Annotated in this window: 13 protein-coding genes and 4 pseudogenes; 12 read left to right on the top strand and 5 right to left on the bottom strand. The window is 60.0% G+C overall.

Translation table 11 applies throughout. From position 1 onward, the window contains the following. Positions 1 to 38: 38 nt before the first annotated feature. Together rhaS and ACIQJ2_RS01765 are read right to left on the bottom strand one after the other, a co-directional pair. Entirely contained in the window at positions 39 to 1,034 is a 996-nt protein-coding gene (gene rhaS, locus ACIQJ2_RS01770) for a rhamnose ABC transporter substrate-binding protein (protein WP_199089389.1), read from the bottom strand. 53 nt (positions 1,035 to 1,087) lie between these two features. Continuing rightward, on the bottom strand, positions 1,088 to 1,900 hold the full coding sequence (locus ACIQJ2_RS01765; protein ID WP_199089390.1) for a DeoR/GlpR family DNA-binding transcription regulator: 813 nt from the start codon (positions 1,898 to 1,900) through the stop codon (positions 1,088 to 1,090). 207 nt (positions 1,901 to 2,107) lie between these two features. Here ACIQJ2_RS01765 and ACIQJ2_RS01760 point away from each other — a divergent pair, with 207 nt between their 5' ends. The 3 genes from ACIQJ2_RS01760 to ACIQJ2_RS01750 all read left to right on the top strand — a co-directional run bounded on the left by ACIQJ2_RS01760 (position 2,108) and on the right by ACIQJ2_RS01750 (position 6,889). Then, positions 2,108 to 4,204: a bifunctional rhamnulose-1-phosphate aldolase/short-chain dehydrogenase gene (locus tag ACIQJ2_RS01760; protein WP_400666229.1), complete on the top strand. Its 2,097-nt coding sequence runs from the start codon at positions 2,108 to 2,110 to the stop codon at positions 4,202 to 4,204. A 233-nt stretch (positions 4,205 to 4,437) separates the two neighbouring features. Then, a complete protein-coding gene (rhaI, locus tag ACIQJ2_RS01755) occupies positions 4,438 to 5,730 on the top strand; it encodes an L-rhamnose catabolism isomerase (RefSeq protein ID WP_199148180.1) in 1,293 nt (430 codons plus the stop codon). A 364-nt stretch (positions 5,731 to 6,094) separates the two neighbouring features. Continuing rightward, complete coding sequence (locus ACIQJ2_RS01750) at positions 6,095 to 6,889, top strand: HpcH/HpaI aldolase/citrate lyase family protein (RefSeq protein WP_400666231.1); 795 nt, start codon at positions 6,095 to 6,097, stop codon at positions 6,887 to 6,889. Between the two features lie 299 nt (positions 6,890 to 7,188). Here ACIQJ2_RS01750 and ACIQJ2_RS01745 read toward each other — a convergent pair whose 3' ends face one another. Further along, a complete protein-coding gene (locus tag ACIQJ2_RS01745; RefSeq protein WP_400666233.1) occupies positions 7,189 to 7,338 on the bottom strand; it encodes a hypothetical protein in 150 nt (49 codons plus the stop codon). Between the two features lie 229 nt (positions 7,339 to 7,567). Here ACIQJ2_RS01745 and ACIQJ2_RS01740 point away from each other — a divergent pair, with 229 nt between their 5' ends. Together ACIQJ2_RS01740 and ACIQJ2_RS01735 are read left to right on the top strand one after the other, a co-directional pair. Further along, positions 7,568 to 8,629, top strand: a complete 1,062-nt coding sequence (locus tag ACIQJ2_RS01740; protein WP_400666235.1) for a LacI family transcriptional regulator — start codon at positions 7,568 to 7,570, stop codon at positions 8,627 to 8,629. A 408-nt stretch (positions 8,630 to 9,037) separates the two neighbouring features. Continuing rightward, a complete protein-coding gene (locus tag ACIQJ2_RS01735) occupies positions 9,038 to 10,483 on the top strand; it encodes a tyrosine-type recombinase/integrase (protein WP_400666237.1) in 1,446 nt (481 codons plus the stop codon). 596 nt (positions 10,484 to 11,079) lie between these two features. On the opposite strand, the pseudogene ACIQJ2_RS01730 reads toward ACIQJ2_RS01735, so the two are convergent. Further along, positions 11,080 to 11,271: pseudogene (locus ACIQJ2_RS01730) on the bottom strand (hypothetical protein); the annotation flags it as partial. A gap of 216 nt (positions 11,272 to 11,487) precedes the next feature. On the opposite strand from ACIQJ2_RS01730, the pseudogene ACIQJ2_RS01725 reads away from it, so the two are divergent. The 6 genes and pseudogenes from ACIQJ2_RS01725 to ACIQJ2_RS01700 all read left to right on the top strand — a co-directional run. After that, positions 11,488 to 12,305 (top strand): annotated as a pseudogene (locus ACIQJ2_RS01725) (DUF932 domain-containing protein); the annotation flags it as partial. A gap of 611 nt (positions 12,306 to 12,916) precedes the next feature. Further along, complete coding sequence (locus ACIQJ2_RS01720; RefSeq protein WP_400666239.1) at positions 12,917 to 14,764, top strand: reverse transcriptase domain-containing protein; 1,848 nt, start codon at positions 12,917 to 12,919, stop codon at positions 14,762 to 14,764. A gap of 85 nt (positions 14,765 to 14,849) precedes the next feature. After that, positions 14,850 to 15,227 (top strand): annotated as a pseudogene (locus ACIQJ2_RS01715) (hypothetical protein); the annotation flags it as partial. 149 nt (positions 15,228 to 15,376) lie between these two features. Then, positions 15,377 to 17,372 (top strand): annotated as a pseudogene (locus ACIQJ2_RS01710) (ParB/RepB/Spo0J family partition protein). 38 nt (positions 17,373 to 17,410) lie between these two features. After that, positions 17,411 to 18,445: a toprim domain-containing protein gene (locus ACIQJ2_RS01705; protein WP_400666241.1), complete on the top strand. Its 1,035-nt coding sequence runs from the start codon at positions 17,411 to 17,413 to the stop codon at positions 18,443 to 18,445. 299 nt (positions 18,446 to 18,744) lie between these two features. Further along, on the top strand, positions 18,745 to 19,668 hold the full coding sequence (locus ACIQJ2_RS01700) for a DUF2493 domain-containing protein (RefSeq protein WP_400666243.1): 924 nt from the start codon (positions 18,745 to 18,747) through the stop codon (positions 19,666 to 19,668). A 7-nt stretch (positions 19,669 to 19,675) separates the two neighbouring features. Here the strand turns inward: ACIQJ2_RS01700 and ACIQJ2_RS01695 are convergent, their stop codons facing one another. Next, the gene (locus ACIQJ2_RS01695; RefSeq protein WP_400666245.1) at positions 19,676 to 20,410 is read right to left on the bottom strand and encodes a hypothetical protein; all 735 of its coding nucleotides are present in this window, start codon (positions 20,408 to 20,410) and stop codon (positions 19,676 to 19,678) included. A 311-nt stretch (positions 20,411 to 20,721) separates the two neighbouring features. Here ACIQJ2_RS01695 and ACIQJ2_RS01690 point away from each other — a divergent pair, with 311 nt between their 5' ends. Continuing rightward, on the top strand, positions 20,722 to 20,889 hold the full coding sequence (locus tag ACIQJ2_RS01690; protein ID WP_400666247.1) for a hypothetical protein: 168 nt from the start codon (positions 20,722 to 20,724) through the stop codon (positions 20,887 to 20,889). The last annotated feature ends 72 nt before the right edge of the window (positions 20,890 to 20,961 follow it).

The following is a 20,961-nucleotide window of genomic DNA, read 5'->3' as shown; positions in this document are numbered from 1 at the left end:
GCTAAGGCCGCCGGAGAGATGCGGATGCTCGTCTTCGATCAGAAAACCTTGGAGAACTGATCGATATTGGAAGCATTGTAGACGAAAGGATCGGCCATGGCGGCCTCGCCGTTTTCGCCAACCTTGATCTTGCCCATGCGGCCGGCATTGATCTCGCTGCCCGGCTTGCCGTCGGTCTCGCCCTTGACGAGGCGATAGGCGATCTGCGTTGCGGAATAGCCGAGGTCGATCGGGTTCCAGATCGCGAATTCCTTCGTCGCGCCGGACTTGATCGCGCCGGCCATTTCGGACGGCAGGCCGAGACCGGTCACGTAGACCTTGCCGATCTTGCCGGCATCCTTGACGGCCTGCGAAGCGGCCAGCACGCCAACGGTCGTCGGAGCGACGATGACCTTGACCTCCGGATGCGAGGTCAGGAGGCCCTGGGCTTCACGATAGCTCTTGTCCGAAAGATCGTCACCATAGACGGTCGTGACGAGGTTCAGGCCCGGAAAATCCTTGAGCTGCTTCTTCATCTCGCCGATCCAGATGTTCTGGTTGGTCGACGTCGTCGTGGCCGACAGGATGGCGAAATCGCCCTTGCCGCCATCGAGATGATCCTTGGCGAGCGTCAGGCACATCTTGCCGATCAGCTCGTTGGAGGAGGGGTTCAGCTGCAGGATGCGGCCGGCCTTTGCAACGCCTGAATCCCAGGAGATGACCTTGATGCCGCGCTGCGTCGCCTTCTTGAGTGCCGGGACGACTGCATCGGGATCATTGGCGGAAATCGCAATGGCATCCACGCCCTGCGCGATCAGCGAATTGATCACTTCGATCTGGCCTTCGGCCGTGGTCGAGGTCGGGCCGGTGTAGATCACCTGCACGCCGCCGAGATCCTTGGCCGCTTCCTGCGCGCCCTTGTTGGCGGCTTCAAAGAAGCCGTTGCCGAGCGACTTCACCACGAGACCGATCTTGATGTCTTTCGCACTGGCTGTTCCGGCCATCAGTGTCGCCACGAGCGCGACGCCGATCGCCAGTTTCTTTGCTATATTCATGTCTCTTCCTCCCAAGTTGATAGGCTATGCTCACCCCATCTGCACCGCGTCCCTTATGCGACCGACGGGGAATCCTCCTCCTCGGCCTCGGCCGAAACATTGGCGATGATCAGCGACACGCCGGCACCTTCGATCATCCGCACCGTGTCCGGCGAAATGCCGTCATCGGTGATGATCGTCGTCACCTGTTCGAGCGGGCAAAGGATGAGACTAGAGCGCTGACGAAATTTGCTGGAATCGACCATGACGATCAGCTCATCGGCCTGGCGCATCAGCTTCTGCTCACTCTGGATCAGCAGTCCGTCGGCCTCCATGATGCCAAGCGGACCGACGCCCTGCGCGCCGAGGAACATCCGTCGTGCGTAGAAATTGCGGGTCGTGTCATTGTCGAAGGGCGACAGAATGAGGCTCTGCTCGCGATAGATCGCGCCGCCCGGGACCGTCACCGTGTTTTTCGAATGTTTGACCAGATGCTCAGCGATCGCGAAGGAATTGGTCATCACCTGCAGACGGAAGGCTGAGATGTAGTGCACGAGCTGAAACGTGGTCGTGCCGCCGTTGATGATGATGGCGTCGCCCGGATTGCACAGTTCTGCGGCCTTGCGCGCAATTGCGCGTTTCTTGTCGATATTGACTGATTCTGAAACGCGAAAGGGCCGGCCAGCCAGATTGCCAAGTTGCGGAGGGTGAATGGACTCGGCGCCGCCGCGGACACGGCGGATCTTTCCCTGTACGTGCAGGGCAGCGATATCACGGCGTATCGTCGCTTCCGAAGCCTCCGTCAGCTCGGAAATATCCTGAATCGTCACGACAGGCTTTTCCTGTACGGCGCTCAGAATAATGCGATGGCGTTCACGTTCGTGCATCGGCTCCTCCTTGAGGGCGGTTATTTCGTAAATATGACAAGGTGTCAATCATAAACGATCACAAACTTTCATATTGCATCGCAACATTATCGAATATGATCGTTTTCGATTGACAAGGTGACTATGCGTGAGCGATATCCTGCTCACAAAGAGTGGCGCCATCACGTTCCGGTCCGCTCGCAAGACTTGATTTCAAGGGAGGATGACATGGCGGCTGGCGTTCAGCTTCTGAAGAACCGTTGGGATGACGCATATGCGGCTGATCTCGATGAGCCGGGCAAACTGCTCTACCGGTCGAATCTGCTGGGTGCCGATAAGCGTATCACCAACTATGGCGGCGGCAATACCTCTGCCAAAGTCATGGAAATCGATCCGCTCTCCGGCGAGAAAGTTAAGGTGCTCTGGGTCAAGGGATCCGGCGGCGATGTCGGCACCATCAAGCTCGATGGTTTCGCCACGCTGTATCAGGATAAGCTCGATAGCCTGAAGAGCATCTACAAGGGCGTCGCTGACGAAGACCGCATGGTCGGCTTCCTGCCGCATTGCACCTTCAACCTCAATGCGCGCGCGGCTTCGATCGATACGCCGCTGCACGGTTTCGTGCCGTTCGTCCATGTCGACCACATGCATCCCGATGCCATCATTGCCATCGCTGCCTCGAAGAATTCGCGTGAGCTGACGCGCGAAATCTTCGGCGAGGAGATCGGTTGGCTGCCCTGGCGCCGTCCGGGCTTCCAGCTTGGGCTTGACCTTGAAGCCTTCGTCAAGGCACATCCGAATGCCAAGGGTGTTGTGCTCGAAAGCCATGGTCTCTTCACCTGGGCCAATGATGCCAAGGAATGCTACGAGCTGACGCTCGCCATCATCAACAAGGCAATCGAATGGTTTGCCGCCAAGACCGAGGGTAAAACTATCTTCGGTGGTGCGGTCGTTCAAAGCCTGCCGCAGGCGGAGCGCCGTGCGATCGCCGCCCGGCTGATGCCCGAAATCCGTGGCCGCATCGGCAAGGCGGAGCGGAAACTCGGCGATTTCGACGATCAGGATGCCGTTCTCGAATTCGTCAATTCGAAAGACCTTCGTCCGCTCGGTGCGCTCGGCACGAGCTGCCCGGATCACTTCCTACGCACCAAGATCCGTCCGCTGATCGTCGATTTCGATCCTGCCAAGCCGGATGTCGATGCTGTCATCGCCGGTCTCGACAAGGCGCTGGAAGATTACCGCGCCGATTACGCGCGCTATTACAATGATTGCAAGCACGACAATTCGCCTGCCATGCGCGATCCGAATCCGGTGATCTTCCTTGTTCCCGGCGTGGGCCTGCTCTCCTTCGCGCGTGACAAGGCAACCGCCCGTATCGCCGGCGAATTCTATGTCAACGCCATCAACGTCATGCGCGGTGCATCCACAGTCTCCCAATATCAGGGGCTGCCGGAACAGGAGGCCTTCGACATCGAATATTGGCTGCTGGAAGAGGCAAAGTTGCAGCGTATGCCAAAGCCGAAGAGCCTGGCAGGTCGCGTCGCCTTCGTTACCGGCGGCGCCGGCGGCATCGGTCGAGCGACCGCGGCGCGTCTTGTGGGCGAGGGGGCTTGCGTGGTTCTGGCTGACATCGACCAGGCAGCGCTCGAAAGCACGCAGGCGGATTTCGCAAAATTGTTCGGCGCCGACGCCGTGCGCAGCGTCAAGCTCGATGTGACGAAGGAAGATGCCGTCATCTCCTCCTTTGCCGAGGCTTGCGTCGAGTTCGGCGGTGTCGATATTCTGGTATCGAATGCCGGGATCGCATCGTCTGCACCGATCGAAAGTACAGAACTTTCGATGTGGAATCGCAACATGGATATTCTCGCGACCGGCTACTTCCTCGTTTCGCGTGAAGCGTTCCGGCTGTTCCGCCGCCAGAATCTCGGCGGCAATGTCGTGTTTGTTGCTTCCAAGAATGGTCTTGCATCCTCACCGAACGCCGCCGCCTATTGCACTGCGAAGGCAGCCGAAATCCACCTGGCTCGCTGCTTGGCGCTGGAGGGTGCAGAAGCTGGCATTCGTGTGAATACCGTTAATCCCGATGCCGTTCTTCGCGGCTCGAAGATCTGGAACGGTGAATGGCGCGAGCAGCGAGCCGCCTCGTCGAAGATCGAGGTGGACGGGTTGGAAGAACATTACCGCAAGCGTTCGATGCTCAAGCTGAATGTCTTGCCCGAGGACATTGCCGAGGCGATCTATTTCCTGGCCTCGGATCTCTCAGCCAAATCAACCGGCAATATCATCAATGTCGATGCCGGCAACGCGCAAAGCTTCACGCGGTAACGGATGGGGAATGCTAGCCTCGGGGGCACCCTCGTGGTTCGAGGCTCTCCCGCACTCGCTTTGCTCTTGCGGCAGCGCACCTCACCATGAGGGTGGGGTGGCAATTGCCCCACTGACTGGGAGGTCAGCCCTCACCCTGAGGTGGCCCGCAAGGCCCTCGAAGGGCGAGGGCGGGTGACGGCTTGCAGGCGATCGCACTATAAGATTTCGAATGACGTATCTGGGAGGAAAGAATGGCCGAGTTTAGAATTGCGCCCGATCTGGTTGCTGCAGAAAACGACAAGCGCGCCGCTGCGCTGAAATCCGATTACGAGGCGCTGGGCGCCACGCTTGCACGACGCGGTGTCGATATCGAAGCTGTTACCCGCAAGGTTTCCGAATTCTTCGTTGCAGTTCCGTCCTGGGGTGTCGGCACCGGCGGCACGCGCTTTGCCCGCTTCCCGGGCACCGGCGAGCCGCGCGGCATCTTCGACAAACTCGACGATTGTGCGGTCATTCAGCAACTGACCCGTGCGACGCCGAAGGTCTCGCTGCATATTCCCTGGGACAAGGCGGATCCGCGCGAACTCAAGGCGAAGGGCGAGGCGCTGGGCCTCGGCTTCGACGCCATGAACTCCAACACGTTCTCCGATGCGCCCGGTCAGGCGCACTCCTACAAATTCGGCTCGCTCAGTCACGTCGACGCGGCAACCCGGGCCCAGGCCGTCGAGCACAACATCGAATGCATCGAGATCGGCAAGGCGCTCGGCTCGAAAGCGCTGACCGTGTGGGTGGGAGATGGTTCGAACTTCCCCGGCCAGACCAATTTCACCAAGGCGTTCGAGCGCTACCTCGCCGCCATGGCCGACATCTACAAGGCGCTGCCTGACGATTGGCGGCTGTTTTCCGAGCACAAGATGTATGAGCCGGCCTTCTATTCGACGGTGGTTCAGGACTGGGGCACCAATTACCTGATCGCACAGACGCTCGGCCCGAAGGCGCATTGCCTGGTCGATCTCGGCCACCATGCGCCGAATACCAATATCGAGATGATCGTGGCGCGCCTCATCCAGTTCGGCAAGCTCGGCGGCTTCCATTTCAACGACTCGAAGTATGGCGATGACGATCTCGATGCCGGTGCGATCGAGCCCTATCGCCTCTTCCTCGTCTTCAACGAACTGGTCGATGCCGAGCGGCGCGGGGTCAACGATTTCAACCCGGCTCACATGATCGACCAGTCGCACAACGTCACGGACCCGATCGAAAGCCTGATCTCCAGCGCCAACGAGATCCGCCGTGCCTATGCGCAGGCGCTGATCGTCGATCGCAATGCACTGGCTGACTATCAGGACGCTAATGACGCGCTTATGGCATCGGAGACGCTGAAACGCGCCTACCGCGCCGATGTCGAGCCGATCCTTGCAGAAGCCCGGCGCCGCGCTGGCGGCGCAATCGATCCGGTCGCTGCCTATAGGGCGAGTGGCTATCGCAATAAGGTCGCCGCCGAACGCCCAGCTTCTGCTGCTGGTGGTGGCGGGATCATTTGAGGCCCCAGGGTGTCGGCAGATATCGCTGCTGACACCCATTGGTCGCTGATCGATCTTGATCGTTTATGCTCAGGCGGCCGGCCCGTCGTTATGAGGCTAATGGTTCGGTTTCGTCTTTGATACGATGCCTTATGGATCTGGCTGCGACGAAATCTGCATGTTTGTCATGTTTATCTGGCAAATTCCCGTTGGATTTCCGGCTTTACTCGGCGAAGCCTGTTTTCTCGGCTCGCGCATGCTGGTCACTCACTTTCGAGTGGTTCGACAACGAGAATTGAGTATTGTCGCTCGCAACGGCTCGCCGTGATTTGACGGCAGGGCTGTCTTCAAAGATTGAGCCTGTGTTGATAGGTGAGGAAAGACAATGACGACTGATATTAGCGGTTTTGCCGGACGCCTGAAGCGCCGCGAGAATGGCGGCATGATCTCCGGCTGGGTTGGTGTACCCGACCCAATGCTCGTCAATCATCTGGCGCAGGAAGACTTCGATACCGTCGTGCTGGATATGCAGCATGGCATGTGGGACATGACGTCGGCCGCCAACGGCATTGCCTATGTGCGCCTAGCCGGCAAGCCGGCGATCGCGCGCATTCCCGTCGGCGATTTTGCCGCTGCCTCCCGGCTTCTTGATGCCGGAGCCTCCGCCATCATCGCCCCGATGATCAACTCCGCCGATGACGCGCGCGCCCTGGTAAAGGCGACGAAGTATCCGCCGCTCGGCGAGCGCAGCTGGGGTCCGTCGCTTGCGCTCAATCACTTCGGTCTCCCTGCGGAAGATTATCTTCAGACCGCCAACAGCCTGACCGTCACCATCGCCATGGTGGAAACGCGAACCGCTCTGGACGCGATCGATGAGATCCTTGCCGTTGACGGTATCGACGGCATCTTCGTCGGCCCGTCCGATCTTTCCATCGCGCTTTCGAACGGCGCCAGGCTCGCGCCTGACAGCGCCGCGATCGATCAAGCGCTTGCGACCGCGCTTGCACGCTGCCGCGCCCACGGCAAGATGATCTGCGCCTTCGGTAGCGATGGCACCCGCGCGGGCGAATATCTCAAGCTCGGTCTCGATCTGGTTATCGCCGGCACGGAAACGGCGCAGCTAAGGGCAGGTGCACGCACGGCTATCCAGGCTGCGCGGAAGATCGCTGATCAAAGTTGATTGGTCCGGAGGCAGGTCCGGAAGTATCCCCGGACATGGCAGCGAGCTATCTGCGGCGTTGATAAACGGTTTCGGAGCTACTGATACCGATCAGAACGGCAGACCCCAAGATCGTCGTGAATTAAGGCAATTCCCGGAAGAGTGCGCGACGGCTCTTCTGGGAATTTCTTAGAGCATTTCCACTCAAAACGGCGGCGCAGAGACGCTCCATCACTTTGTTTTCACGCAGTTCCAGACGCAAAACCGCTACCCACTTTTGCCGGAATTACTTTAGCTTGTGCAACAGACGATGAGCCGTGTCAGGGTACGAGCTTTACATAGCAGGGGTTGTATTGATTCCAGCCGCAGTCCTCGCCGCGAGCTTTTGCCGGCGTGATTGCATTTTGCGTTGCGATCAGCACGAGCGCGACCGCAATGACGGTCAATACGGTCTTGGCATACTTATCCATGATTTCCCCCAATAGTGGAATTAGTAACAAAACGCACCTTAAAAGTGCTTTTCTGAATGCTGCCTGAATGGGGCGCTTAAGGTTGCATTCTTATGTGGCGCCGGCGCTATCGGACAGGCTGCTCCAATGGCATCTAGCCCCGTCGTTTGCATCTTAGCCCGAGCTTGCATCGCCGCGTGGCTGCGGGCATTCTCGCGCCGACGTGGTGGAGCGGAATGATTTGTCGAAAATGCATGAATTGGCAGCGGGGCGAAATGTGTGGCGCGAGGCAGGCCAGCGCGTCACCCTGCGCACGGTTGCAAACGCCTTGGGTCTTTCCGTCACGACAGTCAGTCGAGCCCTCAAGGAAGGGCCCGAAGTCAATCGGGAAACGATCGAGCTGGTCAAGCGCGTTGCCGGCGAGCTCGGCTATCGCCCCAATCTCGGCGGCATCAATCTTCGCACCGGCAAAACCCACGCCATCGGCATCGTGCTGCCGTTCGGCCGCGAAGGCGAGATGAATATCGTCGTCGCCTCGCTGATCGAAGGCGCCTCGCGCTACATGAAAGCCAGGGGTTATCGCACCACCGTCGTGCCGCAATCGCAGGCGGACGATCCCTTGGCGGGGGTGCGCGATATCGTCGAGGAAGGCTCGGTCGACGGCATTATCATCACGCATACGACCCCTCAGGACGATCGCGTCAAATACCTTCTCGAGGTTGGCATGCCCTTCGTCACCTTCGGTCGCACGGAGCTCTTGAGTATGCATCCGAGCGTCGATCTCGATCATGAAGTGATCGGTGCTGAAGCTGCGGGCTTGCTTTTGGATGCCGGCCATCGCCGGCCGTTACTGATAGCGCCAAGCAGCCAGTTCACCTACAGCCTGCAGTTCGTGCGGGGTTGGCACAAGGCCTTTGCCGAGCGTCATCTTATTGCCCCCGATGATCTCATCCACTGCAGCGCAATAACGCCTGATAACGGCCGCGAGATGGCACAACATGTGATCGCGACCAATCCGGAGGCAACAGCGGCATTCGTGGCAAGCGAGGAGGCGGCTCTTGGCTTCATTGCGGGCCTGCGCGACGCCGGGCGGCAAGCCGGCAGGGATTTCGCCTTGGTTACCTATGGCGGCACCACGTTGCCCGATTTCTTCAATCCGCCGCTGAGCAGCTTCTACTACTCCAATCATGCAATCGGCGAGCGATTGGCCGCCTTTCTGCATCGTGCGATTGCCGGTGAAGATCCCGCCGGCTTGCGTGAGGTAGTTCGTGCCACCTTCGTAGACCATCAGAGCCAGATCCTTCACGCCTGAATGTTGCGTGGCTCGTCACATGAACATGCGCGGCGAAATAATTCGTAACGTTACGAATTTCGGAATTTCGTGAATATCCCGCTTTATCGCGCAGAAAATAGACGATTGACAGCTTCCTATTTTCGATGAATCGTAACGTTACGGATCGTCGATTTCGAGCTGGGAGGCTTGCCGACGAGGCCATTGGAACGCGTGCGGAAGCTAGCCGCAGGGCACTCTCCGCATTCCTAGGGAGAATAAGGTGAGCCTACTCCATACTATCCAAATATACTAATTAATACTATAATATCAATACATTAGCTTGACACCGCCGCCATCCTTGCGCTACGATAATCCCCTAGTTTTCGGTCACGGTGGTGTCCTGGTGGTATCTCGTTAGGACCTCGCTCAAAGCTCTTGGGGGGCGATATGGGCAAGCGAAAGGCTGTGTTGCTGACAAAGCGCGTCGTTGACGCCGCGCATCCAGATAGGGAGCGTTATCACGTTTGGGATAACGAACTTTCCGGGTTTGGTGTGCGTGTCACTCCTCGGGGAGTAAAGACATTTATCATCAAGTATCGAGCAGATGGCGGAGGGCGCTCGGCCGCTCAACGCATCTTAGTGATTGGTCGATTTGGTTCAATCACCGTTGAGCAAGCAAGAAGGATCGCCAAGGCGAAACTTGGAAGCGTTGCAGCAGGGGAAGATCCCGCGGAGGTGCTCCTCGCGAGGCGTCGCGAGTTGACCGTTAAGGGCCTGATCGACCTCTACGAGAAAGAAGGATGCATCGTTCAGCGAGGAGTCCGGCAAGGTGAACCTCTGAAGCCAGCAACGAAGAATTTGGTGCTCGGACGCCTTCGCAACCATGTAGTTGCCCTCGTTGGAGGCCGTCGTGCTGCGAGTTTAAATCCAGGCGATATTGAGCGGATCGTTGCCGATGTTACGGCTGGAAAAACTGCGCGTGACGAAAAGACTGGGTACCGGCGTCGAAGTGTCGTCACAGGGGGCGCGCCAGCGGCGCGAAAGTCGGCGTTTGATCTGTCGGCCGTATTTAATTTCGGACTTCGGAACGGTCTCGTCAGCCAAAATCCAGTCAAGGACGCGGCCATTCGTCGGACCGACAACCGCAAAACGAGATTTCTCAACTTCGATGAACTTGCGAGGCTCGGGGTAGCCTTGGACAAGTTGGAGACATTGGGATGCAATCCCAAGGCTACAACGATCATCCGCCTCTTGGCGTTGACAGGATGTCGTCGAAACGAGATTTCCGAGCTCGAATGGTCGGAAGTAAATTTCAAGGACGGACGGATCGAGCTTGGGGATAGCAAGACTGGAAGATCGGTACGACCTTTGAGCGAATACGCCATTACCATTTTGAGCACAATCAAACGGGGGAGCAGCAAATTCGTGTTCCCTGCAGAGAGAGGGGAGGGAGCTTATCAAGGGGCTCCTAAAGTCTGGGCCCAGGTCATCGCAGAAGCCAAGATCTCCGGAGCTACCCTCCATACTTTGCGGCACACGGTTGGTTCTACTGCGGCATCTTCTGGCGAGGCCATGGCGTTGACTGGTGCTATTCTTGGTCACTCGGACCTGAGTTCGACGGCTATTTATGCTCACGTACAAAATGATCCGTCGCGAGATGCGGCAAATCGAGTCACCAAGAAAATTGCCGATGCGCTAGCGGGTAATGCTACTGGTGAGCTCAGAGCGCAACAACTTGCTAACAGCCCGGCTCCGGAAGAGCTTCACGTTCAGCTAAAAAAGCTTGTGCTTCAATTTCTTGACCAAGGTGCGGACATAAACAGCGTCCTCGCTGTTGTCACCCAGGCGATGGCCGATTCAATCTCACGAAAGGCAGTTCAAAAATTCGCCTGAAGGTGATTAAAGAGCTATGGTCGGCGTGTTTGAGAGTAGTTGGTGTGCTCCAATCAATTCGTCGCGCGTCCGTTTCATCGTTCTCCTTCCGGGAGCGCTCTATAATTTGTCCCGAATGACCATTGATGCACTTCTGCAGCGCTCGGTCTCAGTCATTTCGACAGTTCGCGCCAAGGGTGCTCTTAGACGACTATCGCAAGTATCGGGATTGTCGTCTAGCTTGCTCGTGGCATTCGCCAAACTTATTCCCCGTCGGCAATTTTCGCGAGCTTCGGTCTCGCCGTCATCGTGGTTGCCGTCACGATGGTTGTCGGTCTCGGACGGACAGGCAGGTTCGTTGCTGGCAACGGGCAGGCACCGGGTCATGGTGATCTCTCTGCGCTTCAATCGCCCTTGGGCCGTGTGGTGCCGTGGGCGGACGGATATCGCCGTCGATAGGTCACATATCGGCCGCCAGCATATCGGTAGACATATGGACTAAACGCATGATGTAGGTAGCGTGGCGCACTAAGCTAGACTGTGCTTGTCCGCTATCTCACCTTCACTTCGAAACCAAGATCGACCCTCTCGGCACTTGGCGGGCGCTGGCGTGGCTTCAGACCCATGCAGAACATGATGATGCCCAGACGGGTGACGATGGAGGGCGCAAACTGCTTGAAGATTTCAGGTAGAAAGAATCCTAGAACGGCAAACGGGATGGCCCAGATGGCAAAAGTCTTGCCGACGAAGGCCAAGAATGATGTGAGGCTTTCGTTTAATCTCCCAGGAAGCTGATGAGCGGCCCTTATTCCCTTGTGTCAGCGAGTCAAGCTCAGACAGGGGCCAAAGCGTTCTCTTCTGCCGGGCTGATGTCCGGAGGTTAGCGGAGCGTCCATGTGGCTAGCCACGCGCCACGACCGGTGTCGGTCGTGTTGGCGTCATCGAGAGTGAGAGGCCGGACTGGTTTTCATGACGGGTTTGAGCATCGGGAGAGAGGCTTCCGGTGCCTGTTATGGAGATAACCCATGACCCAAGTAGAAATTCTGGACGTAGCTCACGATGGGCGAGGCGGCCGCAAGGTGGATGTAAGCCGCGGCGAGCGGATCGGCCGCGTGTCCTCGGAGTGGTTTGCTAGACCAGCGGACGAGCGCTACCTATCTCTGTCGGAGCTCTACGCCACTGTGCGCGGCCGTAGCGACCGCAGCCGGACCCGAACGGTTGACGCCAAGGCGGTACGGGTGGAGGCCAGCCGCGAAGACGCCGAGCGCCTGGGACTAATGCTGCCTGGCTCGGATGCGTCGGTCATGCCGACCCATTGGAGCTTCGGTCAGCTCGCGAGCTTGGTCGGGGCGCCTGCGGCCCATCTCCGCCAACTCCCGGCTCCACTTGCCGGCATCAACCTGCAATATGGACTCACCGCGCATCGTTCCAAGCAGGTGAAAACGCTCGAGATCGAAGACGGTCGTGTCGAGCTACGTGCCGTCACTGGCCCCGACTATGGCCGCATCTTCGATCACGAGTTGGTCGCAGCCGTCCAGCGCATCGCCGGTAATGGCACCGGCGACACGCGCTGAAAAGTGCCGGGCGTACTCGACTGGTCGACGGGGCTTTACAATCCGCGCGTCGACATTACGCGGGATACGACGACGCTCTATGCCTCTGATCGAGATGTCTTCCTCTTTCTCGTGGACGATCTCAATCCGATCGAAGCCGGTCGGTTGTCCGACGCTCGCCGGATCTGTATTTCCGCGGCTTCTATTGCTGGAATTCCGAGGTCGGCGCCAAGACGCTCGGCATGGCGAGTTTCTATCTCCGTGCCGTCTGCCAGAACCGCAATCTCTGGGTGCGCCGTGGTGGCGCGATCAATTGAGTGAAGGAGACTTCTCAGGAAACCAAGAACTGCCTGATGCCCACCCGACTTACCTTGGCCAGAAATGGCTGCGACCGGGAAACCGGCAGGCGACAATAGCATGTCGGGAAAAGGCGTCATCCGGGCCGAAACCATTGTAGGCTATCGGGACGTCAGGGCAAGACGTGCATGGTGAATGCTGGATTGCGTGAAGCCCAGATCAGAGACTTTATGTCGAGTCATGACGCAGCAGTGGTTGACGCGTCATGCCGTGCGAAGGGTGGGGTACCCCATGAGACCCACCTAAACTTGGTCGCACGGCTCACCCCTCGTCGAGGGGCCAATGATTGAACGGGCCACCTAACCACGTCGTTTCTCACTGATCGCGTAAACACGGGATCGCCTAAGCGGGCATCTCTCCGATGTCCCGTAGGGCGACGGAGCCGCCGTAGTAGCCAAACGCCCGGGGTAATGCCCGGGACAACCATCCAAGGATGGACATGCACGGGTGAAACCGACCGGGCAACCGGATGGGGAATCCTCACTGCATGGGTGAAGGGCGGCGCGTTTGCTGGGTCTTTCAACTTCATGACGGAGGTTTGCTGATGCAACCGCACACCGTAGAGAAGAGACTGGACTCAATCATCGACCTGTCTCGTCAGGGAAAACGTATCAATGGCCTGTTCAGGCTGCTTTCGGCTCCGACCATATGGGAAAGAGCCTACGAGCAGATCGCTCCCAACAAAGGAGCACTGACACCGGGCGTCGACCCCCAAAACACCCTTGATGGCTTCTCGCTTGAAAGGATGCAGGAGGTAATGGCGTCCGTGCTGGACGGTTCGTATCGTTTCTCTCCGGCGCGCAGGCAATACATCCCCAAGGCCAACGGGAAGAAACGCCCGTTGGCCATTCCCACTGCCGACGACAAGCTGGTGCAGGCGGCCGTGAAGATTCTGCTCGAACATGCCTACGAACCGATCTTCTCGGAACAATCGCACGGCTTCCGCCGGGGGCGGTCATGCCACACGGCCCTGACCGAAATCAGGCGCACATGGCATGGCATGAAATGGCTGGTCGAGGTCGATATCGTCGGATACTACGACAACATCGATCACGACATACTGCTTGGTCTGCTGCGCAAACGTATCGATGACGATCGATTGTTGCAGTTGATCGGGCGGATGCTCAAGGCCGGCTATCTCGAGGACTGGAAGTTCCACAAGACTTTCAGTGGAGCCCCGCAAGGTGGCGTGATCTCGCCGATCCTCGCCAACGTCTACCTCCATGAACTCGATCTGTTCGTGGCAGAGATGAAAGCACGGTTCGACAAAGGGCAGGGAAGGCGACGCAGTGCCGCCTACCTAGAAGCCTCAAAGCGGATCCAGATCCGACGCAATATGATCAATCGACGGCGCGCCAATGGCAACGAGGAAGAGATTCCCCGGCTGATCGAGGAAATCAGGGAATGGGAGCGGCGACGGCTCGAAAAGCCGTCCGTCGATCAGTTCGATCCGAACTACCGCCGACTTCGCTACTGTCGATACGCCGATGACTTCGTGATTGGTATTATCGGCAGCAAGGAGGATGCTCGCCGTGTCATGGTGGAGGTCAAAACGTATCTGGCCGAAACCCTGAAACTGGAAGTGTCCGCGGAGAAAAGCGGTATCAGGAAAGCTGACGACGGAGCCATGTTCCTCGGCTACCAGCTGAAAACATACGGCGATGGCCGCACCAAGCGCCTCATGCAGCGTAGTCGCGCTGTGACGAAGCGTGTGCCCGGAGACCGGATGCAGCTTCATGTGCCGGTGGATAAGCTCGCCCGCTTTGCGGAGAGAAATCGCCTCGGAAATCTCCATATGAACCGTGGCGAGGCTCGATGCGAAGTGATCAACAACTCTGACGTTGCCATCCTGACTGGATACAATGCAATGCTGCGGGGGTTGGCCGAGTATTACAAGCTCGGCACGCTCTGGAAACAGCAGGTCGGACGGCTTCACCATCTATGGTGGCGGAGCTTTATGAAGACCCTGTCCCGCAAGCATAAGTGCTCGGTCAAGGTGACGGCAGAGAGGCTCCGAAACGGGGGTTGCCTCGGCCTGTGGTATGAAGGCAGCCAAAAGCGGCGCTTCATGCCGATGTTCCGCCTCAAGGATGTCGAACCGTCATCGGCATCCCGGGAAGTCGATCATCAGACGCAGATGCATATCCACTTTGCCGGCCGAACCGACTTTGTCGATCGGCTCAGGGCACGGATATGTCAAGCGTGTGGAACGAAAGACGTTCCGGTGGAGGTGCATCACGTCCGAAAAATGAGTGACATGCAGGGCACCACGCTGTGGGTCCGGGTCAAGGCAGCGCGCACGCGCAAGCGTGTCGTGCTTTGCCGCGACTGTCATGTTGCACACCATGCCGGACGGCTACAGGCACGACTGGATCGTATGAATGAAACGTAGGAGCCGGATGATGGGAAACTATCACGTCCGGTTCCGTGGGAGGGGTAGAGGTCAATCCCATCGGGAACCCTCGCCCCTACCCGACGGTGTCGAGGACTTCCAGGAGATCACGATCCGCCACTCGAAATACGCCGCTTCGCGCTTCGCCCACGAGGCGGCGCCGGCCCTGACCCGCTTCGCGAACTCCTCGCCGCTCCCCTTCGTCAACGGCACCAAGGCGGCGCGGGAGAAGATCGTCGCCCGTTCCGACGAGGACCGCCGCGATTTCCTGCGCAAGCGCGGCTTCTCCAGGACAGAGACGACGAAGATCATCGAAACCGTATTGGCAGAGGAAGGGCGCGAACCTGAGAGCGTCTTCGACTTCGTACAAGGCATCACCGCTGTTGCGCGCGACAAGACTCAGCAGGACGCCCGGCTCGACCTGGAGGCGCGGGCCAAGAAGCTGCTCGACCGAGCGGTTTGAACCCAGGGATGCGATTTCATGCCTTTCAGTTCTTCCTGATCGTCCGTCCTGCGGCGCTGCCTTCCAGAGTGAGAGGGCGGCGCCGCATTTCGTGACGGGTTGGAGGTCGGGACAGAGGCTTTCGGCCACCCGTAGCGGAGTATCATCCCATGACGACTGCAGTTCAGAAGATCACCCTTTCACCCTCGCGCGACATTCCTTTCAACAAGCTCTTGCTCAGCCAATCGAATGTCCGGCCCGTGAAGGCCGGCATGTTCGAGATCCCAGCCGGCGGCCGGCGTTACCGGGCGCTGGAGCTGCTCGTGAAGCAGAAGCGTCTCGCCAAGACCGCGCCCGTGCCCTGCGTCGTTCGCGACAACGGTATCGCCGAGGAGGACTCGCTCGCCGAGAATGTCCAGCGCGCGCCGCTTCATCCGCTCGACCAGGTCCGGGCCTTCTTGGCACTGCGCGAAAAAGGGCAGTCCGAGGAGGAGATCGCTGCCGCATTCTTCGTCTCGGTCAACGTGGTGAAGCAGCGCCTGAAACTGGTATCCATCTCGCCGACCTTGCTCGACGCCTATGCCGAGGATGGCATGACGCTCGACCAGCTCATGGCCTTCACCGTTTCGACCGACCATGAGCGTCAGGAGCAGGTATTCGAGCGCCTGAAAGCCTCCTACGACAAGCAACCATATGTCATCCGCCGCATGCTCACCGAGGGCGCCGTTCGGGCCTCGGACAAACGGGCGCAGTTCATCGGTGTCGAAAACTATGTTGCGGCGGGCGGTACGATACTGCGCGACCTGTTCCAGGGTGACGATGGCGGCTGGCTGCAGGATGTCCCGCTCGTCAACCAGATGGTCGCCGGAAAATTGAAGGGAGAATCCGAGACTATCGCCGCCGAAGGCTGGAAGTGGATCGAGGTCGCGCCCGATTTCGCCTACGACCATGCCTTCGGTATGCGCCAGCTTCGTGGCGAGACCGCTGCGCGGACCGCGGAGGAGGAAGCAAGCCGCAACGCGCTCCAGGCCGAACTGAACCGGTTGTCTGACGAATATCAGGATGTCGACGAACTGCCGGATGAGGTGGACGAGCGCCTTTCGGAGCTGCAAGCCGCAATCGAAAGTCTCGATGAGCGACCGCTATTGTTCGACACCGTCGAGGTCGCCCGCGCCGCCGCCTTTGTCAGCATTGGCGCCGATGGCCAGCTGCGCGTCGAGCGCGGCTATGTCCGGCCCGAAGACGAGCGGGTGACCGAGCCTGAGTCGGAGCTGCCCCCAGCCGGCGAGGATGACCGCGCGCTGGCCGCGGGCTACGAGGGCGGCGACGCCGGAGCGATGGCGGGGCCTGAGACCCAGCCGGAGGAGGACGACGCCCTATCGCCCATCTCCGATCGGCTCATGACGGAGTTGACCTCGCACCGAACGCTGGGTCTGCGCCACGCACTCGGCGAACGGCCGGACGTCGCTTTTGTCGCGGCCTTGCACGTCCTGACGCTCAAGACCTTCTACCACTATGGCTCGGATAGCTGCCTCGAACTCGATGTGAAGAGCGTCAGCTTCGGCACGCAGGCGCCGGGGCTGAACGACAGCGCCTCGGCCGAGGCGATCCGTGCGCGGCACGAAAGCTGGGGGAAGGTGCTTCCCAAGGAGTCAGTCGAGCTCGGTGATGCGCTGCAGGCATGGATGGCAACAGCCAAGCCTGCCTGTTCGCCCACATCGTCAGCCTCTCGGTCAACGCCGCGTACGAGCCATGGAACCGGCGGCCACGGGCATTCGCCCATGCCGAACGGCTCGCGCCCAGCTAGTCGATCTCGACATGGCGGCTGTCGGGTGGAGACCGACAGTGGACAACTTCATCGGCCGCGTCACCAAGGCACGTATCCTGCAGGCAGTGGCTCAAGCGAAGGGTCAGCGCGCTCCCGATCGGATCGAGCATCTGAAGAAGGGCGACATGGCGACCGAGGCGGAGACGCTGCTGGCCGACACTGGTTGGCTGCCTGAGCCACTGCGCACATCAGGCAACAGATCGGCCGATGCCGTACCGACCGGCGCCGGCGGGGAACAAACGACCGTCGAAGGCGGCGAAACGGCTATGGGCGATCAGATGACGTCGGACGAGAATGAATTGGCCGACCACGTTTCCCACGCGATTGCCGCCGAATAACCCGTCAACGGCGGGCCTTTTGTTTGAAGGAGGTCAACATGGCGGAAGTCCCGCGTGATTTGGGCCGCCGTCTCGCCGATCAAGCCGAGGCGGTGTGCCGACACTACCTCTCAATCGGCCGCCGCGAAGGCGGCTACTGGCTGGTGGGCGACGCGCGCAACACGCCCGGCCGCTCGATGTATGTCCGGCTCAAGGACACGCCCAAAGGCCCAGCCGGCAAATGGACCGACGCGGCGACAGGCGAGCATGGCGATCTCCTCGACGTCATCCGCGAAAGCTGCGGCCTCATCGACTTCAAGGACGTCACTGAGGAGGCCCGGAGGTTTCTCAGCATGCCACCACCCGAGCCGGAATCGCGTGAGCCACAGCGTCAGAGCCCGGCGCCGCACGGTTCGCCCGAGGTGGCCCGGCGGTTGGTTCGCATGTCGCAGCCGATCCACGGCACGCTCGTGCAGGCGTATTTGCACGAACGCGACATTACGGATTTACGCGGAACCGGAAACCTGCATTTCCACCCGCGCTGCTATTATAGACAGGACGAGCATTCCCCGACCGAAACCTGGCCGGCGATGATCGCAGCCGTCACCGATCTCGACGGCAAGATCGCCGGGGCGCGTCGCACCTGGCTCGATCCACGCCGACGCGATAAAGCGCCGATCGACACGCCACGGCGGGCGATGGGCGATCTTCTGGGCAACGCTGTGCGCTTCGGAACGGCAAGCGATGTGATGGCGGCCGGCGAAGGCATCGAGACCGTTCTGTCTCTCCGGCAGGTCCTTCCCGACATGCCGATGCTGGCGTCGCTCTCGGCGACCCATCTCGCTGCCGTCCTGTTCCCCAACACGCTGCGGCGGTTCTACATCGTCCGCGACAACGATCCGGCCGGTGACGGAGCGCGCGACAGCCCCATCGAACGAGCGAACGCGGCCGGGATCGAGGCGATTGTCATCTCGCCAGAGCTTGGCGACTTCAACGAGGATCTCCGCACCCTCGGCACTAACGCACTGCGTATGGAAGCCCGGTTGCAGGTCGCGCCGCAGGATGTGGGCCGCTTCATTGCGTTCGTGGCTTAGCCGGCAGGAGAAGGGGACTGCGGATCGCCGCCATGCTCGGCGGATGCGTCAATCCATCGGAGGGGAACCGCGCCTCAGCCTTCGAGAGGGCGATCGGCCCACAAGCCGGCCAGCCGGGCAATGGCGGCTGCCGACTATTTTCCGGCGCGGCCTGAAGGCCGCTTTCCATCGCGAGACAAAATAGCCGGCCTTGGCAATCGAGCCCTCCGCGCGCGCTCCGGGTGCCCGGCCGTCCGGCCCGTGGGCTTGGTTTGCCCAAGAAGGCCGCGACGGTCGCGGTCCAACCGACGGAGCATCCCATGCGCGATCACGACAACTACGACGCTACCCAAGAATCCTCACCCACCGACCATGTCCTCAATGAACTCCAGCTCCACGGCTACCGCCCCTTCGCCGACGAGCCCAACCAGCGGCTTCTGCCCGACGGCAACCAGGTCCTGAGTGCCGTCGCCGACATCTTCGACGCCCTGATCAGCACCCTGGAGGAAATGCGCCTCGAACCCGACCTCGACGATCTCCTCTGGTCGACCGTCAACGTCTTCCACCGCGCCACCGACCGGATCGGCCGGGACCTGGACGGCAACGAGCAGGCCCAGAAGCGGGCGCAGCGCGAACAGGACGGAAACGAGGTGAAATACGTCGAACTGGAGCGCTTGATCGCCGAGGGCATGACGCTGATCGAGCGCCAGAACGCCTTCGAGCTAATGCGCGGCCAAGCCGCGGAACACTATGAGCGCCACGTCGGCAAGACTTGGCTTCCGCGCAGCGGATCGAAGGTCAACCATCGCAATCTCACCTCGGCGATGATCGACAGCCGCGACTTCCTGATGGCGAAGAAGCGCGCAGACCAGGTGGTACTCCTGCCGCCGGGCCCGAAGATCGTCGTCACCGGCGGGCTCGACTTCGATGACCACCGGCTGATCTGGGCCAAGCTCGATCAGGTCCACGAGAAGCATCCCGACATGGTGTTGATCCACGGCAAATCGCCGAGGGGCGCCGAGAAGATCGCCTCGCTCTGGGCAAAGAATCGCAACGTTCCGCAGATCGGCTTCGCGCCCGACTGGACCAAGCACGGCCGGGCAGCGCCGTTCAAGCGCAACGACCAGATGCTGGAGATCGTGTCCAAGGGCGTGATGTACTTCCCGGGCACCGGCATCCACGACAACCTCGCCGACAAGGCCAGGAAGCTCGGCATCCCGGTCTGGAAGTTCGGTGGCGCGTGAGCACCGCCTAGCTTAAATCGATCTTCCAGAACCTCAGCACTTCTTCAACCTCAGCCTTCGGATAGTGCAGATACTTGGCATTGGCCAAATCGGAACGGATCTTCGACTTCCGCTTCGCGATTTCCCTCTCAATGCGCGGCGTGAACGGTGCAGTGCCGGGCGGCAGGATGCTCGCGCGATCCGGGCTCGGCCAGCTCTTGGGGTAATCGGACGGCGTCCAACCTGATCGAACCTGTTCGGCCTGCGACTGCACGGACTCGTGCTGGCACGCCCATCCATAGAGATGAAACGAGCAGACCCGTAGCATCGCCTTGATCTCGGGAAGCGCATCAGTGAAGCCCTTCAGCGAGGTGGGCAACCACACCATGTTCGCGACGTACGAGAAATAGCGAGGATCCTGCACGACATTGCTGCGCTGGGCGAACGACGGATCGTCGTAGCCCCAGATATGACAGACGGTCCAATTCTTAGGCTTGGGGGCCGCCACGTCGAGCGCAGCCACAAGGGCATTGAGCGCCGCCACATTACCCTCGAACTTCTCGGCAGTTACGCCCGTCGCCTTCCGCGTGTTGGTATATCGACGAGACCAGCCGGCATCGTAGAGCGGGCGACCTCGCGCCGTGTGCGGCGCCCACACCGGCAGCGCGCGAAACGTGTCCGGATGAACCCATCGCGCGGTTGGCTCGATCAGTTCAACGATTGCGGGAATGTCGGCCCGCAGCGCCTCGTTGCCGTCAGGCACATGAAATCCACTCGCCACAATTCCCCTGCCGATATTGTCGTCTCTGCTGCGCGAGACGTCCGGCTGAAGTCTTGGCACCTGGGCTGTTGAGATATTCATCGACTACCATTTAGGACCGGCCGACGCACCCCCGCTTTTCTGCGCTGATCCTTGGTCAGACTGATCGCCTGAGACCATCAATCCCTAAAGGGTCGGCTATGCGAGCATGCCGCCGCTACGGCTTCGCCTGCGCGGTGATTGCAGCGCTCAGTCCGGCACATCGGGCGCCTGTCAGCGGGGGGGATCCTCCGCTCAAACCAGGAGCCGGATCAATGTCCCTCAACGACGCCCATGCCTTCGCCTTCAGCCTCGCCACCACGCTGATGGCGGCCATTGTCATCTTCCAGGCCGGCGACGGCACGCTGTCGGTCACGCCCGCCAGCGAATATGACGGCGACACCGCCGCCATCGTCCATGAGAACGATCCTTTCGCCCCTTGACCGGGGCAACCCGGTCGCGGGAGCGGAAATCCGCTCCCGGCGCTCTCTCTCTTACGCTATACTTCAGCTGCG

It is taken from the genome of Rhizobium sp. NPDC092011 (assembly GCF_044756305.1).
Taxonomy (GTDB): domain Bacteria; phylum Pseudomonadota; class Alphaproteobacteria; order Rhizobiales; family Rhizobiaceae; genus Rhizobium.
The sequence above is the reverse complement of the archived record's forward strand: the minus strand, read 5'-3'. Positions and strand labels throughout refer to the sequence as shown.

Coding starts and splice junctions, on each gene's coding strand:
- rhaI (WP_199148180.1), top strand. CDS start 4,438: ATGGCCGAGTTTAGAATTGCGCCCGATCTGGTTGCTGCAGAAAACGAC.
- ACIQJ2_RS01765 (WP_199089390.1), bottom strand. CDS start 1,900: ATGCACGAACGTGAACGCCATCGCATTATTCTGAGCGCCGTACAGGAA.
- ACIQJ2_RS01720 (WP_400666239.1), top strand. CDS start 12,917: ATGCAACCGCACACCGTAGAGAAGAGACTGGACTCAATCATCGACCTG.
- rhaS (WP_199089389.1), bottom strand. CDS start 1,034: ATGAATATAGCAAAGAAACTGGCGATCGGCGTCGCGCTCGTGGCGACA.
- ACIQJ2_RS01740 (WP_400666235.1), top strand. CDS start 7,568: ATGCATGAATTGGCAGCGGGGCGAAATGTGTGGCGCGAGGCAGGCCAG.
- ACIQJ2_RS01690 (WP_400666247.1), top strand. CDS start 20,722: ATGTCCCTCAACGACGCCCATGCCTTCGCCTTCAGCCTCGCCACCACG.
- ACIQJ2_RS01705 (WP_400666241.1), top strand. CDS start 17,411: ATGGCGGAAGTCCCGCGTGATTTGGGCCGCCGTCTCGCCGATCAAGCC.
- ACIQJ2_RS01750 (WP_400666231.1), top strand. CDS start 6,095: ATGACGACTGATATTAGCGGTTTTGCCGGACGCCTGAAGCGCCGCGAG.
- ACIQJ2_RS01760 (WP_400666229.1), top strand. CDS start 2,108: ATGGCGGCTGGCGTTCAGCTTCTGAAGAACCGTTGGGATGACGCATAT.
- ACIQJ2_RS01735 (WP_400666237.1), top strand. CDS start 9,038: ATGGGCAAGCGAAAGGCTGTGTTGCTGACAAAGCGCGTCGTTGACGCC.
- ACIQJ2_RS01745 (WP_400666233.1), bottom strand. CDS start 7,338: ATGGATAAGTATGCCAAGACCGTATTGACCGTCATTGCGGTCGCGCTC.
- ACIQJ2_RS01700 (WP_400666243.1), top strand. CDS start 18,745: ATGCGCGATCACGACAACTACGACGCTACCCAAGAATCCTCACCCACC.